The 16,543-nt window shown below is 50.3% G+C and carries 13 protein-coding genes; 7 read left to right on the forward strand and 6 right to left on the reverse strand.

Going from position 1 to position 16,543, the window contains the following annotated elements:
- The first annotated feature begins 171 nt into the window (after positions 1-171).
- Positions 172-1,026: a reactive chlorine-specific transcriptional regulator RclR gene (gene rclR / locus GUC46_RS17090; RefSeq protein WP_121571515.1), complete on the forward strand. Its 855-nt coding sequence runs from the start codon at positions 172-174 to the stop codon at positions 1,024-1,026.
- Between the two features lie 51 nt (positions 1,027-1,077).
- Here rclR and GUC46_RS17095 read toward each other — a convergent pair whose 3' ends face one another.
- The 4 genes from GUC46_RS17095 to GUC46_RS17110 form a co-directional block, all read right to left on the reverse strand.
- Positions 1,078-4,221, reverse strand: a complete 3,144-nt coding sequence (locus tag GUC46_RS17095) for a CusA/CzcA family heavy metal efflux RND transporter (RefSeq protein WP_160180536.1) — start codon at positions 4,219-4,221, stop codon at positions 1,078-1,080.
- A gap of 11 nt (positions 4,222-4,232) precedes the next feature.
- Entirely contained in the window at positions 4,233-5,525 is a 1,293-nt protein-coding gene (locus GUC46_RS17100) for an efflux RND transporter periplasmic adaptor subunit (RefSeq protein WP_160180538.1), read from the reverse strand.
- Between the two features lie 76 nt (positions 5,526-5,601).
- Positions 5,602-5,949, reverse strand: coding sequence for a cation efflux system protein CusF (gene cusF / locus GUC46_RS17105; RefSeq protein WP_160180540.1), 348 nt, complete (start codon positions 5,947-5,949; stop codon positions 5,602-5,604).
- 32 nt (positions 5,950-5,981) lie between these two features.
- The gene (locus GUC46_RS17110; protein ID WP_003835717.1) at positions 5,982-7,364 is read right to left on the reverse strand and encodes an efflux transporter outer membrane subunit; all 1,383 of its coding nucleotides are present in this window, start codon (positions 7,362-7,364) and stop codon (positions 5,982-5,984) included.
- A 195-nt stretch (positions 7,365-7,559) separates the two neighbouring features.
- On the opposite strand from GUC46_RS17110, the gene cusR reads away from it, so the two are divergent.
- The 5 genes from cusR (at position 7,560) to GUC46_RS17135 (ending at position 11,902) form a co-directional block, all read left to right on the forward strand.
- Positions 7,560-8,243 carry a copper response regulator transcription factor CusR gene (cusR, locus tag GUC46_RS17115; protein ID WP_003021940.1) on the forward strand — a complete coding sequence of 228 codons (684 nt, stop codon included), beginning with the start codon at positions 7,560-7,562 and terminating at the stop codon, positions 8,241-8,243.
- Positions 8,233-9,684, forward strand: coding sequence for a Cu(+)/Ag(+) sensor histidine kinase (locus GUC46_RS17120; RefSeq protein WP_160180542.1), 1,452 nt, complete (start codon positions 8,233-8,235; stop codon positions 9,682-9,684). Before cusR ends, GUC46_RS17120 begins: the two co-directional genes overlap by 11 nt.
- Before the next feature lie 125 nt (positions 9,685-9,809).
- On the forward strand, positions 9,810-10,136 hold the full coding sequence (locus GUC46_RS17125; protein ID WP_160180802.1) for a copper-binding protein: 327 nt from the start codon (positions 9,810-9,812) through the stop codon (positions 10,134-10,136).
- Positions 10,137-10,508: 372 nt separating this feature from the next.
- Complete coding sequence (locus tag GUC46_RS17130) at positions 10,509-11,015, forward strand: hypothetical protein (protein WP_048216723.1); 507 nt, start codon at positions 10,509-10,511, stop codon at positions 11,013-11,015.
- An 83-nt stretch (positions 11,016-11,098) separates the two neighbouring features.
- Positions 11,099-11,902 (forward strand): MBL fold metallo-hydrolase, encoded by an 804-nt coding sequence (locus tag GUC46_RS17135; RefSeq protein WP_048216724.1) that lies wholly within the window; start codon positions 11,099-11,101, stop codon positions 11,900-11,902.
- A 72-nt stretch (positions 11,903-11,974) separates the two neighbouring features.
- On the opposite strand, the gene GUC46_RS17140 is transcribed toward GUC46_RS17135, so the two are convergent.
- Both GUC46_RS17140 and GUC46_RS17145 read right to left on the reverse strand, forming a co-directional pair.
- Complete coding sequence (locus tag GUC46_RS17140; protein ID WP_003021928.1) at positions 11,975-14,419, reverse strand: trimethylamine-N-oxide reductase 2; 2,445 nt, start codon at positions 14,417-14,419, stop codon at positions 11,975-11,977.
- Positions 14,420-14,439: 20 nt separating this feature from the next.
- A complete protein-coding gene (locus GUC46_RS17145) occupies positions 14,440-15,534 on the reverse strand; it encodes a NapC/NirT family cytochrome c (protein WP_003835730.1) in 1,095 nt (364 codons plus the stop codon).
- Between the two features lie 528 nt (positions 15,535-16,062).
- On the opposite strand from GUC46_RS17145, the gene uspF reads away from it, so the two are divergent.
- The gene (uspF, locus tag GUC46_RS17150; protein ID WP_003835732.1) at positions 16,063-16,491 is read left to right on the forward strand and encodes a universal stress protein UspF; all 429 of its coding nucleotides are present in this window, start codon (positions 16,063-16,065) and stop codon (positions 16,489-16,491) included.
- The last annotated feature ends 52 nt before the right edge of the window (positions 16,492-16,543 follow it).

The following is a 16,543-nucleotide window of genomic DNA, read 5'->3' on the forward strand; positions in this document are numbered from 1 at the left end:
AATGTATCCATAACGCGCCAATTACTGTCAGATCGTCTAAAAAACCACTCTTCCCCTTCCACTCAACTTATTGAGTAATTAAACTAATACCATAAAATTATTAATAAAATTATTTGTGATAGCGTTGTTATCATCTCAATTAGCATTAGCAAAAACTGCCCAGGAGTCTTCATGGACGCACTTAGCCGATTACTTATGCTTAACGACCCGCAGGGCTCGATTGATCAAAACTGCCTGTTGAGCAGGGACTGGCAACTGCCGCATGCGGCGGGTGAACTGTCCGTTATTCGCTGGCATACGGTAACCCAGGGATTCGCTCAACTGGATATGCCTGACGGAACATCTTCCACATTACACCCTGGAACAATAGTCATTCTGCCGCAAAACTCCGCGCATCGACTGTGCCAGACAGGGGAAGAACAAACGCATATTGTCTGCGGGAGCCTGCGATTACAGGCATCTTCACGCTATTTTTTAACCGCGCTTCCGGAAGTATTATTACTGGCGCCTGAGGAGAACAGCCCCGTCAGCCATTGGCTGAAGGCCATGATTACGCTAATGCAGGAGGAATACATCAACGATCTGCCTGGCTCCAGCATCGTTTGCAGCCAGCAATGCGCTACGCTGTTCGCGTTAACCGTTCGCGAGTGGCTCGCCCAGTCGACACCCGCTAAAAATGTGCTGAATTTACTGCTGCACCCCAGGCTTGGAGCCGTTGTATTCATGATGCTGGAGTCACCGGCTTTTGCCTGGACCGTCGAAGAACTGGCAAAACGTGCACATATGTCGCGGGCCAGCTTCGCACAGCTATTCCGTGAAGTATCAAACTCCACGCCGCTGGCGGTGTTAACCGCGCTGCGCCTGCAGTTCGCCGCCCAGATGCTATCGCGCGGTACACAGCCGTTAATCGTTATTGCCGAGTCGGTGGGTTACGCCAGCGAATCGTCGTTTCATAAAGTCTTTTTACGGGAATTTGGCTGCACGCCGGGCGAGTACCGCAAACGCGTGAAAGCGTTGGCGGCATAACGCAACGCCTGCTTCGGCAGTAAAACCGAGGCAGACGAGCGCTTCAGGGCATTACTTTTGGTGGCGATGCCTGTGCAGCCACATCAGCTTATAAGCGGCCGGAATAATGAACAGAGAGAGCAATGGTGCAGTGATCATGCCGCCAATCATCGGCGCGGCTATGCGGCTCATGACTTCTGAGCCAGCTCCCGTCCCCCACAAGATAGGTAACAGACCCGCAATAATCACCGCCACGGTCATCGCTTTCGGGCGCACGCGCAGCACAGCACCGTGATATAACGCTTCATCCAGCTTATCCGCCGTAAAGGTTTGCGGATTTTCCAACGCAGGTTCGGCTTCAATAGCGTGGCGCAAGTACATCAGCATCACCACGCCAAACTCCGCAGCAACACCTGCCAGGGCGATAAATCCGGTTCCGGTTGCAACCGACATATGGAACCCCATCCAGTAAAGGAACCAGATGCCGCCCACCAGCGCAAAAGGCACACTGGTGATAATCAGCAGCGCTTCACCAAAGCGACGGAAGGCCAGATAAAGCAGAACGAAGATTATCATCAGCGTCATCGGCACCATCAGTTTGAGCTTATGACTGGCGCGCTCAAGCAGCTCGAACTGCCCGGAAAACGCCACGCTGGTCCCCGGCTTTAACTGTACGTTTTCAGCGATCGCTTTTTTCAGATCGTTCACCACTGAGACCATGTCACGATCGCGGGCGTCGATGTAAATCCAGCTGGTTGGTCGCGCATCTTCGGTTTTCAGCATCGAAGGCCCCGAAACCACCGTCACATCGGCGACATCCGCCAGCGTGATTTGCTGTTTCATGGGCGTCAGAATGGGCAGATTACGCAGCGCTTCCGGGCTATCACGATAGCTCTGCGCATAGCGAAGGTTAATCGGATAACGTGCAATCCCTTCCACCGTTTCGCCGACCATTGCGCCTCCGACCGCAGAGGTGACAAACAGTTGCACCGCGCCGACGGTCATTCCGTACCGGGCCGCTTTCTCCCGATTAATATCCACATTGATATAGCGCCCCCCGACCAGGCGCTCAGCCAGCGCCGAAGAGACGCCCGGCACGGTTCTGGCCACCTCTTCAATTTGCTCCGCCGTGGCGTCGATATCTGCCAGAACGTTACCTGACACCTTAATGCCAATTGGGCTTTTGATCCCCGTAGAGAGCATGTCGATACGGTTACGAATCGGCGGAACCCACAGATTCGCTAGTCCCGGCAAGCGTACGGTTTTATCGAGCTCGGCAATGATTTTGTCCATCGTCATCCCCGGACGCCACTGGTCCTGCGGCTTCAGTTGGATCGTCGTTTCAACCATTTCCAGCGGTGCAGAGTCTGTTGCGGTTTCTGCCTTACCGGTTTTACCAAACACGCGCGCCACTTCCGGAACGGTCATGATCAGCTTGTCGGTTTTTTGCAGCATGTCCGCTGCCTGCGCCGCTGAGATCCCCGGCAATGTCGAAGGCATATACAGCAGGTCACCTTCGTTAATCTGCGGCAGGAATTCGCCACCGACTTTATTCAGCGGGTAGATAACCGTCAGTATTGAAAGCACCGCCACCAGAATGGTGGTCTTGGGCCAGTGCAATACCTTCAGCAATAGCGGATGGTAAATACGGATCAGGAAACGGTTAAGCGGGTTGCTGCTTTCTGCAGGTATTTTTCCGCGGATCCAGAATCCCATCAGGATTGGAATAACCACGATGGCCAGAAACGCCGCACCTGCCATGGCATACGTTTTGGTGAACGCCAGCGGCCCGAACAGTCGCCCCTCTTGCCCCTCAAGCGTGAAAATAGGGATAAACGACAATGTGATAATCAGCAGGCTGATGAACAATGCCGGGCCGACTTCTACCGAGGCGTCAGTAATGACCTTCCAGCGCGTTGCGTTATCCAGCTTTTCATGCGGATGCTGATGCCCCCACTCTTCCAGCCGCTTATGGGCGTTTTCAATCATCACGATGGCGGCATCGACCATCGCCCCGACGGCAATGGCAATGCCCCCCAGCGACATGATATTGGCGTTCAGCCCCTGGAAATGCATCACGATGAACGCGATACACAGCCCCAGCGGCAGGGAAATAATCGCCACCAGCGCAGAACGCAGATGCCACAGGAACAATGCACACACCAGCGCAACAACGATAAACTCTTCCAGCAGCTTGTAGCTCAGGTTATCAATGGCGCGGTCAATGAGCTGACTGCGATCGTATGTTGTAACTATTTCTACGCCTTCCGGCAGGCTACTTTTCAGCGTATCGAGCTTGGCTTTAACCGCGGAGATCACCTCACGCGCATTTTTACCGGACCGCAGAATAACCACCCCGCCCGCCACTTCGCCTTCGCCATTCAGTTCGGCGATCCCACGGCGCATTTCCGGCCCAATCTGTACGCGCGCCACATCGCGCAGGTAAACAGGTACACCGTCGGCCCCTGTTTTCAGGACGATGTTATTGAAATCATCGAGAGTTTGCAGATATCCACTGGCGCGGACCATATATTCCGCTTCAGCCATCTCAACAGATGAGCCGCCTGCTTCCTGATTCGACGTATCCAGCGCCGATTTCACGTCCGCCAGACTGATGCCATATTGCGTCAGCTTCATCGGATCAATAACGACCTGATACTGTTTAACCACGCCGCCTACCGAGGCGACTTCCGCCACGTTGGGAATCGTTTTTAACTCATACTTTAAAAACCAGTCCTGAAGAGAACGTAATTCCGCCAGATCGTGTTTCCCGCTGCGATCCACCAGCGCGTACTCAAATATCCAGCCGACACCCGTGGCGTCCGGTCCCATTTCCGCGCTAACGCCAGCCGGCAATTTTCCCTGAACCTGGTTGAGGTACTCCAGTACGCGCGAGCGCGCCCAGTAAGGATCGGTACCATCTTCGAAAATGACGTACACGTAGGAATCGCCAAACTGCGAGAAACCACGCGCAGTTTTCGCGCCCGGTACCGACAGCATGGTGGTGGTCAGCGGGTAGGTCACCTGATTTTCAACAATTTGCGGCGCCTGACCCGGATAGCTGGTTTTGACGATCACCTGAACATCAGAGAGATCGGGCAGCGCATCAACCGGGGTATTGATGATGGTCCAGGTTCCCCAAATACTGAGAAACAGCGCCCCCATCATCACCAGAAAACGGTTTGCCACCGAGCGGCGGATAATCCATTCAATCATTTATCATATCCTCAGTGTGAATGGGTCGCCTGGGCTGGCATGGCGGCTGCGTCTTGCGTCTTACTGTTCTGGGCGCGCATACGGTCCAGTGCGCCAGAGATATTCGCTTCGGAATCAATCAGGAACAGACCGCTGGAAACCACTTTTTCGCCTTCGGTCAGGCCGGAGCGGATAGCCGTCAGTCCTTGAGATTCATGGAATACCGCAACCTGTTTCGGCACAAATCGGCCTTCGTTATCAACGGTGATTACCCGCTGCTCGGTACCCGTATTAATTAGCGCTTTAGACGGGATCAGCAGCATTGGCTCGCTTTGTGTTTTCAGTTGCAGGTAAGCATTCATCCCGGGCTTGAGCGCCTCGTCAGGATTATCGACCTGTAAACGGAGCTGGAGCGTACGCGTGGTAGCATCAACGCTGGGTAAGATACTCCACTTGCTGATGGTGAAAGGCTTATCCGGCCAGGCGGGCACGGTGATGGTAAATTGCGAGGCATCTTTAATCAGCCAGGCGATAGATTCCGGGACCGACGCGCTGACCCATACCGGGTCCATACCCTGAATTTTCGCGACCACATTGTCTTTGGAAATGTTCATACCAGTACGCAAATCGAATGCGGTGATCACCCCATCAATAGGCGCTTTCAGGGTAAAGCGGGTCTGAATTTTACGCGTCGATTTTAAACGCTGAATATCCGCTTCAGGCATTCCAGCCAGACGTAATCTCTCCAGAATTCCTTCCACCTGCGTCGCGCTGCCGCCAGTTTCTCGCAGCAATAAATATTCGCTCTGCGCCTCAACCCAATCGGGGATAGTCAGGTCGATCAGCGGCACGCCTTGCTTAATTTTGTCCCCCACGGTCAGTGGGTAAACCTTCTCGATAAAGCCCGCTGAGCGTGCCTGGACAATAACAAACTGGTATTCGTTATAACTAACGTTGGCCGGGAAAGTTTGCGCGTAGTGCAGTGGTCCACGACGCACTGGCTCTGTTTTCAGCCCCAAGTTCTGGGTTTGTGTAGGATCGATGCGCACGCCTGGTGATGACGCGTTCGCGGTCTCTTCATCGGCATATTTCGGGATCAGATCCATATCCATAAATGGCGATTTACCCGGTTTATCAAAACGCGTGTTTGGGTACATGGGGTCGTACCAGAACAACACTTTTCTGGCTTCTTTTGGCGAAGCCTGACCGGTTTCAGCCGTTGCTTTTGCGGATGAATAATAAGTATAAATACCGACAGAAATAACCCCACCGGCAATCATGCCAGCGAGAATAAGCGCGGTATTTTTAATATTTAAAGACGCCATAGTGATTTCCATTGCGCGATAGTCTCACCCGCGTTCGCAAAAACCCGGGCAAGAATAAAAGAGACCAACGAGAACGTTATTTACTGATGTGAATATCGCGTAACACAGAGAGATTTCCCTGCTGAACAAACGTAAACGCGACATTATCGCCTGGCTTAATATCATCAGCCTTCGTATCGGCAACCCGTGTAAAACGCATCGTCATGGCTGGCCAGTTCACCGCAGGAATAGGATCATGCTTGATCGTAATCTTTTTACTTTCCATATCAACAGCTTCAATCACCCCGGTAGCGCTAATGAGTTGTTCCTGTTGAGCCGCTGGCTGCATATTCATCATCTCACCATGCTGATGCTCATTGGCCTGAGCGTTAAACATGATCATAGAGAAAAGACTAAACAGCACAGCTTTGGCGGTCGTATTCATAATTGATGCTCCTGAAAGATTAATATTAAGGATTACTCCACCCAACCGCCGCCTAAGGCAGCAAACAGCTTAATTTCATTAACCTGTTGGGCGTAATTAAGATCGAGCAGCGATTGCCGCGTAGCGAATAAAGAACGTTCTGCGTCTAATACTTCGATATAGCTAACTGCACCATTCTGATAAAGCGCTCTGGCGCGTTGTAGTGTGATTTGCAATGAATCCAGATAACGCTGCTGCCCGCTAATTTGATCGGCAATGCTTTGGCGCAACACCAGTGCATCCGCCACTTCTTTAAACGCGTTCTGAATTTTTTGTTCGTAATTCACTACCGACTGTTGCTGGCGAATTTCTGCCAGGTCGAGATTGGACTGATTACGTCCGGCGTTAAATATTGGAATATCTATTTTGGGGACAAAATTCCACATGCCGCTGGCGGCATTAAATAAACTGGAAAGATCGCTGCTGCTACTGGACACGGAACTGGTTAACGTTATAGACGGAAAAAATGCCGCCCGCGCAGCACCGATATTGGCATTTGCCGCCAATAATCCGTGCTCAGCTTCCATAATATCCGGGCGCTGCAACAGTATTTGCGACGAGAGCGATGGCGGCAGCGTTACCGGTTTAATATCCCCACGGCTGCGCGCGTGGTCATCGGGTAATTTCCCGTATGTACCCAGCAACAACTGCAGCGCGTTATTGGCCTGCGCCAGATCACCTTTACGCTTGGCAATTTCGCTACGCGTACTTTCGATCACACCGCGCGCTTGTTCCAACGCCAGTACGTTGGTGCTACCGGTTACCAGTTGCTTCTCTACAAAAGCGTAAGAGCGCTGGTAGTTTTGCAGCGTTTCTTCAGCAACTTGCAACTGCGCGTAAGCCAGACGCTGATTAAAATAACTTTGCGACACGTTGGAGATTAATGAGATGTGCACCGCCCGACGCGCTTCTTCGCTGGCAAAGAAATTCTGTCGCTCAGCTTCACTCATATTTTTTAGCCGCCCAAAGAAATCCAGGTCGAAACTAAGATTGAGTCCAGCTTCGAATTCACGTTCAGTGCTGCTATCACCTTTTAATTTACCGCTGTATGTACCACTGGAGCCTGCCGTGAGTTGCGGGTAGCGGTCAGCGTCCGTGACGCCATATTGCGCTCTCGCTTCCTGAACTTTTAGCACAGCCATACGTAAATCGCGGTTATTAACCAATGCCTCGCCAATCAGCGCCTTTACCTGGGAGTCAACGAAGAAGCTCCGCCAGCCCGTGTCCTGATATTCACCTGGAGCCGGTACCAGGGCATTCTGTTTTAAAGAAAATTGCTGCGGCACCGGCAAAGCCGGGCGCTGATAGTCCGGCGCCAATGAACAACCGGCGAGCACGAATATAGCGCTGAGAGTAAGAAGCTTAAATTTGCTCATAGTTCTTCTCGTCCTGACCGGACTGATGTCCCTAAAATGTGTAGGAATTTATAGTGCTGTACTTTAACTAAGTGACTCTGTTTAACCGGTGACAGGAAAATGACAAAACTGTCATTTTCCCAATAACCGATTGCTATCCGATCCCGCTTCCCTAGAATTGAAAGTCCGCACAACCCGTGCGTGAAGGAGAATGCGATGAAGGTTTTGATAGTCGAAGATGAGAAAAAAACCGGTGAATATCTGACAAAAGGCCTGACGGAAGCGGGTTTTGTCGTGGATTTAGCGGATAACGGCCTGAACGGGTATCACCTGGCGATGACCGGTGATTACGACCTGCTCATACTCGACATCATGCTGCCGGATGTAAACGGCTGGGATATCGTGCGGATGCTGCGTTCCGCCAACAAAGGAATGCCCATTCTTCTTCTCACCGCACTGGGTACCATTGAACATCGGGTTAAAGGTCTGGAATTGGGTGCTGATGATTACCTGGTTAAACCGTTTGCCTTCGCCGAACTGCTGGCACGGGTCAGAACGCTGTTGCGTCGAGGCGCGGCGGTGATTGTCGAAAGCCAGTTTCAGGTCGCGGATTTAATGGTCGATCTGGTCAGCAGAAAAGTTACCCGCAGCGGTACGCGCATCACTCTGACCAGCAAAGAGTTTACGCTGCTTGAGTTTTTCCTGCGCCATCAGGGGGAAGTTTTACCCCGCTCGCTGATCGCCTCCCAGGTCTGGGATATGAATTTTGACAGCGATACTAATGCCATCGATGTCGCCGTTAAGCGTCTGCGCGCCAAAATTGATAACGATTATGAGCCGAAACTGATTCAGACCGTGCGCGGCGTGGGATATATGCTTGAGGTTCCTGATGGCCAGTAAACGATGGCGGCGCCCTTTTTCACTGGCGACACGACTAACCTTTTTTATCAGTCTGGCGACAATTGCGTCATTTTTCGCCTTTGCATGGATAATGATCCACTCCGTGAAAGTCCACTTCGCCGAGCAGGACATCAATGATTTACAAGAGATTAGCACCACGCTGGAGCGGATTATTAACCAACCTAACGAGCCAGAATCACGCCGACTGGAAACGCTAAAAAATGTGGTGGCGGGTTACTCGAACGTCATTATTTCTCTGGTAGATAGCAACCAGAAGGCCATTTTTCATTCGCCCAATGCGCCGGATCTTCGGCAATTTATCGCCAGCGCAAGGCCGGATAAAAATGCTCATGCCAGCGACGTTTTTATTATCTCAGGCCCTACACTGCAAACCTCCAGACATATCCACGGACAGAAAACATCGTCTAACTGGCGAATGATTCGTCTGCCAGTAGGAAAGCTTGCCGATGGAAAACCAGCATATACGCTGTATCTGGCGTTATCGATCGATTTTCACCTGCACTATATTAACGATCTGAAAAACAAGTTAATTATGACGGCTTCGCTGATTAGCATCATGATTGTTTTTATCGTGCTGTTCGCCGTATACAAAGGCCATGAACCGATCCGTAATGTTAGTCGTCGCATCCAAAATATCACCTCGAAAGATCTCGATGTCCGTCTCGATCCGCAGGCTGTGCCTATTGAACTGGAACAACTGGTTAGTTCGTTTAATCACATGCTCGAACGCATCGAGGACGTATTTAAACGTCAGTCGAACTTCTCGGCGGATATTGCCCATGAGATCCGCACGCCAATAACTAACCTCGTCACCCAAACGGAAATTGCGCTCAGCCAGACCCGCAGCAAAAAAGAACTGGAAGATGTGCTGTATTCCAATCTCGAAGAGTTTGGCCGTATGTCGAAAATGGTGAGTGATATGCTGTTTCTGGCGCAGGCAGATAACAATCAGCTGATCCCAGAAAAAAAAGCGCTCAATCTGGCTGATGAGGTCGGTAAAGTGTTCGACTTTTTCGAAGCCTGGGCAGAGGAGCGTGAGGTTGGTTTACGGTTTGAAGGACGCGCATGCTGGGTTTCAGGCGACCCATTAATGTTACGCCGGGCAATGAGTAACCTGCTGTCAAATGCCATGCGCTATACGCCAAAAGGTGAGTCGGTAACCGTGCGGGTGAAAGAGGCGGATGGTCTGGTCCAGATAGTCGTTGAGAATCCCGGCCCCCCCATTCCCCCGCAACATCTTCCGCGACTCTTTGACCGCTTTTATCGAGTGGACCCTTCACGGCAGCGTAAAGGCGAAGGCAGCGGTATTGGTCTGGCGATTGTGAAATCGATTGTGATTGCCCATCACGGAAAAGTCTCGGTAACTTCCGATCCTTATGTCACTCGCTTTATTCTGACGCTTCCCAAGCACGCGATGTAATTTATGGTGATGACGCTTATACCTGTCATCACCTATTCTCTGACACAACCGTCATAATCCTGTCACGCCACTGACAGTCCCCATTAATTATACTTTCTTCCGTAAACCCAAACAGGAGAAATATGATGAATAAGATGTCCTCTTTTTTAGCTATCGCGTTTTTTATTTCAGTTGGCGTTAATGCGGCAGAAACACCTAAAGTGCATCAACAGGCCGCAATGGCTCATGAAATGATGAATAACAGTCATGCCTCTGCACATCAACAAATGGCGCAGACACACGCCTCGCAGGCAAATAATTCATCGTCAACACCAACCAATGCGCAATCATTTTCACAAATGAATAAACATGAAAAAGCAATGGTTGTTCACCAATCAGTAAATAACGGCCATTCATTTGCTCATGAGATACAGGCCGAGCAGCACCGCGCACAGATCTCCACTCAAGGGTAAAGACGAGCTGTATTGACGACAATATCCATAAATACGCTAAGTTTGAATATTGTGGACTACTCTCCCCGTGCAGGCCTGTTTATATACAAGCCTGCATCCTTGTTCATCGTTAATGTCAACATTAATAATTCATTAAATCTTCCATTAAAAAGTAAAAACCTTTTAACTCTTTATTCAGATTGTATAAAAATCGTAAATCAACTACTTATTATGTTGCGTATCACAACATTTATCACCTCACCCTAATTATAAATTAGGATTACCCCTGGTATGCGTCGTTAATATTTAATGGGAGACTGCCATCGTCGTAAAAATGACAGCCAAAAAGTTCGTGTTCCTATAAATAAACTTAATGATGATAGTGAGTGAAAAATGAATAAACGTCTGCTGACCCTCCTGGTCCTTGGCCTGACAACGGCCACAACGGCATGTGCAATTACCCCGGCAATGCAGAAAAAGTATGAACGTTCAGGTTGTACGCAAATGAGCGAACTCAATGGTTGTGATGTGAACAAATCCTATCAATGGAACCACGATCATGGCTTTATCGAGAACGATAACAGCCAGCAAAATCGTCATCATCGCCATGGTGAAGAGCAGCAAAATACCACAGGCCGGGATAACTACGATAATGCGGGTATTGATGGCAAATTCAGCGGAAATTACGTGGCCAAATTTGCCAATGGTCAACGCAGCGTTGATATTCACGTCGAAGGTTCCGGCGTTTACGTCAATGGTAAGGAAGTACGTGACGTAAATACCTATAAGGATACGATGACCTTCCGCGTCGGTTATGCCACTTACACCATTAAAACAAATGGTCGCGGTAGCTGGAATGACAGCGATGCAGGAAACGCTGGCAAAATTGTGCGTGAATAACAGATACCGCTAAAGAGCGCTGCGATCACAACACTCTCAAAAGCCATGCATTACAGTATGCCGTTTTAATACTGGAGTCAGACATGGCTTTGACCCTCACGGTGCTGCTTGAAAACCGACGTGCTGCTGGCGCTGGAAAAACATTACTGGCAAAGCCTGGATTAAGTCTGTTAGTTCAGGATGAAACGACCACAATATTGTTTGATACCGGGCCGGATGGCAGCTTCATGCATAACGCTGCACAAATGGGCGTGGACCTGACGCACTTAACCGCCGTGGTGCTGTCGCACGGCCATTACGATCACTGCGGCGGCGTGCCGTGGCTTGCGGATAACAGCCGTATCATTTGCCATCCCCAAATAGCCTGTGAACGATACGCCTCAGTTACGGTTGCGGGAACACCACGAAAAATTAAAAAACTCTCGCGTGATAACAACTACTCTCGATTCATCATGGAATACACTCGCGAGCCGCTGGCTATCAGCGATCGCTTTTTGTGGTCCGGGGAAATTAGCGTCCCCACGCCACAGTCCTATGGTGTGATTAGCGAAAAAACACTCCAACCAGATTACATCAGTGACGAAGGCGTGTTGATCTATAAATCTGAACGCGGGTTAGTCATCATTACTGGTTGCGGGCATCGGGGAATAGAGAACATCGTACGCCATTGCCAGATAATCACAGGGGTTAACCAAATTTATGCCCTGGTCGGTGGGTTTCATTTACGTGCAGCCTCCCCCGCTAAGCTATGGCGGACCCGACAATTTATTAAGCAACAACAACCCGAAAAACTGCTCGGCTGTCATTGCACTGGTTCATGGGGTCGATTGTGGCTACCGGGAACTGACGCACCGGCAACGGGAGATGTGATTGAACTGGCTGAGTAACAACAGTAAAACGTTGCCCAAACAGTAATAAAAAACGGGAGCCTTACGGCCCCCGTTTATCAGCCATCATCATTACATGGTGACAATTGCTGGCTCATCAAAGACGGTGAGTTTTGGCGCTTCACCGGTGAATTTTTCTGCATATACAAGGCTGGTATTCCCCGCACAGCCATTCGCCAGCCGTGAGGTTGGGATATCCGCCGTCAGCACGTTCGCACCGCCATTTTTACAGATACCGTTTTCAATATCCGGCCATGCGCCTTCATGGATACAGATGATTCCCGGTTTGATACCGTCGCTGACGTGCGCCCCCACCAGAACCTGTCCACGAGCATTCCATACACGAACCAGATCGCCCTCGACAATCCCTCTGGCTTTCGCGTCATCCGGATGAATCGTCACCGGTTCACGATTGGCAATCGCGTATTCTTTACGCAGCGACGCGTAGTTCAGCTGGCTATGCAGACGATGTGCAGGGTGCGCCGTCAGTAGCTGCAGCTGATCTTTATCCGCAGTTCCTTTCCATTCATCCGGTTCAATCCAGGACGCATGCGGCGGACAGTCTTTATACTGATAGCCTTCAATCGTTTTCGAGTAGATTTCTATCTTGCCGCTCGGCGTTCCCAGCGCATTCATCACCGGATCGCTGCGGAAATCCGCGTAGCGCACATATTTGTTATTCTTTTCATTCTCACGCATTTCGATCAGTTTATTCTGCTGCCAGAACGCGTTGAACTGAGGCATGGCGACACGCTGGGCGCGGGCTGCTTTTTGCGCGACGTCATAGAACTGCTTCAGCCACGCCATTTCGTCTTTGCCTTCGGTGTAGACCGCCTTACCACCCGGCTTGAGCATCTCAGCCAGATCGGCAAATACGTCAAAATCACTACGCGCTTCAAACTGCGGCGCGATGACCTGCTTCATAGGCACCAGATGCTGGTTACTGTAATCACCGGTCATGGTCAGATCATTACGCTCAAACGAGGTGGTGATTGGCAGAACGATATCGGCGTGTTTGGCCGCTGCGGTCCAGTAACACTCAGAGATGACAACCAGTTCAGGCTTCTGCCAGGCTTTGATTAAGCGGTTGGTATCCTGATGATGGGTAAAGTTAGCGCCACCCGCCCACCAGATCATTTTGATATCCGGGAAGGTTTGCTCTTTACCGTTATGCTGATATTTGCCGCCTGGGTTTTCCAGCGCCTCGACAATTCGCGCTACCGGCAGGCTGGTCACCGCATCGGAAACCGCCCAGTCGTTGCCAGCAGATGATCCCCCCTCAATTTTGGCGGAAATTGCTGGCAATACCCCACCGGTGCGTGTTGGGTTACCGCCGTTAGAATAGTGATAAGAGAACCCGAAACCACCGCCTTCGGTACCAATTTGCCCCAGCATCGCCGCCAGAGTCACCAGCATCCAGTGTTTTTGCTCACCGTATTGCTGACGCTGAATCCCCCAGCCTGCCATGAGCATGGTTTTGTTGCTGGAGAAAATTTCCGCCAGCTTTTCCAGTTGCTCAGCAGGCACGCCACACACGCCAGATGCCCACTCGGCGGTTTTCTCAATTTTGTCGCTCTTGCCGAGCAGGTACTCTTCAAACTGCGGATATCCGGTGGTGTATTTTTCCAGGAAGGCTTTGTCGTGAAGATTTTTCTTCACCAGCGTGTGGGCGATCCCTAACATCATCGCCACATCGGTCCCCATATGTGGCGCAATCCAGGTCGCATTATCACCAAAGAACTCGATGGTTTCAGAACGCATCGGATCAATGGCGATGACGCTTTTCCCTGATTTTTTCAGCAGATTAAAGTATTCAATCCCCTGTTCATCCGTGCTGCTCCAGGCAATTTTGAGGGTATTGAGCGGGTTCATCCCCCACAGCACCACGACCTGACTGTGCTCTAGCACCATCGGCCAGGTGGTTTGCTGCTCATAGACTTCAACCGATCCCACAACGTAAGGCATGATCACCTGCGCGGCCCCGGTTGAATAATCTCCGGTATGACCGGCGTAGCCACCGGCCATGCTCATATAGCGTTGCAGTAGGGTTTGCGCCTTATGCAGAACGCCGCTGGAGCGCCAGCCATAGGAACCGGCAAATATTGAGGACGGGCCATAGCTGCTACGGATCCGGCTATGCTGCTCGTGAATGAGCTTCAGCGCTTGTTCCCAACTCACACGCACGAAAGGATCGTTACCACGTTTACCATCCGCTTTACCCGGGTTTTCCAGATAGCTTTTGCGCACCATCGGATACTTAACGCGGATATTGGTATGAACCTGATCCGGCGCGGTTTGCTGTAATGAGTTCGGCACCGTTTTCGGCAACGCACCTTTTGAGGAAACCACTTTGCCGTCTTTTACTTCCACGTATACCGCACCCCAACGTGCTGCCGTCAGGATTGCCCCGCCATTCTGGCCTTCGGCCCAGGCCGGCATTGGGATCACCGAAGAAATCGCCATTGTCCCGGTTGCCGCGCCAGCCGTCTTGATAAAGTCACGTCTTGTGAGTTTCATGATTTCTCCTGATTTATCGCTTATTTGTTCATGTCTTTCGCGTTGTACTGGAAGTAACGGCTCAGGATATCCAGTTCGTTTTCACTGATATTGGTACGAGCACCCATCCCTTTTGCCACAGAAGGCCAGGCGTTGAGCGTGAAATGATTCGCCGGAATTGGCGCATGACAACCCGCGCAGTACACATTGTCGAGTTTGCGTGCGTAATCCCACATGGGTTCGCGGCTAGCGAGAGCGGAACCGCTCCATTCACCCTGCAGCACGACATCTCGCCACGCATTGCCGTAGTCATCTTTTTTCCAGTCGGAGAGGATCTTCAGCGACTGCTGACCTTTTTCACTCAGGCTGGCAAGAATCAAACGCTGCCCTGCTGCGTAGTAAATAACCTGTTCACTTCCTTGCATCTGGCTACCGCGAATCTCGACCAGTCGTGCGTTGTCCGTTGTTTTCAGAACCTGCATTTTTGTTGCCGGGTAAACGGTTCCCAGATCGCCAAGCGCGGTATTGCTTACGGCATAAAGCTCAGTTGCCGAGGCTGGAGTAGAGGCTGACTGCGCTTCAAGCCCTTTAAGCGCACTGTCATCCATTTTTATTTCAGGTGGGAAATGGGCGACGCCTTTATGGCAATCAATACAGGTTTGCTTTTCCGCGATGCCCATTTTGTGCATCTTCTGGGCATCCGCGCTTTGTGCAGCAAGATCCATGGCGTCCATACTGTGGCAGCTACGGCAGGTCGCAGAATCACTCGCCTTGAGCTGTGCCCAGACGGTTTGCGCCATCTCCAGACGATGTTCTTCAAATTTTTCCGGGGTATCGATTTTTTTGGTTATGAACTGGTGATAAACATCTTTTGAGGCCCGCAGCTTAGCCACCAGATAATCCAGCCCGCCCTCCGGGATATGACAGTCCGCGCACTCTGCGCGAATGCCTTTCTGATTCTGGAAGTGAACCGAGCCGGTATATTCCTCGTAAGGTGCCTGCATCGTATGGCACGACAAACAAAATTCCGTGCTCGAGGTTTTGTGCAATGTCCATTGCCCTGCCAAAACAATAACTGCACCAAGAACAATGCACAGCAGCATCGTCCATATGATAGTTTTATTTATTTTTCTCATCTTATATTTCCATCAGACGAATACCCTTTTAGAGGTAGACAATAAATATACTAAAGAAGCTACTTATTGATATTCATCAAGCGAAGAGAGAAATAAGAATCAGCCAACGGGTAAGTTTGAAGGGGCTCGCATAATTAATGAGAACGAAATGTAAATATCAAATTTCGTTTAAAATTAGAGTTTTAAACCAAACATAAAGTTTGATTAACTATTAATCACACAAACATCAGAATAAAAGTTTGATAACGATTAAAAGCTGCTGAAATTAATCCTTTGGTGACAATCGTTATATAATTAAATATATAATGAAAACACATAAAAAAGAACCCTTTTCTGTTTTTTGATTACACGTATTAATGAAGATATCTGTCTTACAATTTTGCTCACATATACATATACGGCCAGACATGCGACACACACATTTCATTGACGCACATTTATGCACGCAACCTTGATCTGGTCACTTATTATACAAAGACAACTTTCGCTACACTCAGAGTAGAGGTAAACAAACAGGAGGTAGTGAATATGTATCGCTCAATTCTGGTGCCCATTGATATCTCTGAAACCGATTTGACTCGCCATGTTGTTCCACAGGTTCAGGCGCATGCCAAAACCGCGAAGGTTCACTTTTTAGCCGTTATTCCTACCGTTCCGTTCTATGCCTCGCTGGGGCTGGCCTACTCTACCGAATTTCCGGACAGGAGTGGTCTGCAGGCCAAGGCCAGCGAAAAACTCGAAGAGATTATTAAGCAGTTCAATATTCCTGCAGGCAGGAGTCAAACTCATGTCGTTTACGGCCCGCCAAAGGATCAGATCCTCAAACTGGCGGAATCAGTAGACGCCGAGCTTATTGTCATCGCCTCACATAAACCCGGTTTTAGCACTTATCTGCTGGGTTCAACGGCAGCAGCCGTGGTACGCCACGCGAAATGTCCGGTGCTGGTTGTACGGTGATAGGGTTAAAACGGGAGCGAATGTGCTAATGCCATTCAGTTCACGAAGATGA

It is taken from the genome of Citrobacter sp. LUTT5, assembly GCF_009905315.1.
In the GTDB taxonomy this organism is placed as follows: Bacteria; Pseudomonadota; Gammaproteobacteria; order Enterobacterales; family Enterobacteriaceae; genus Citrobacter; species Citrobacter freundii.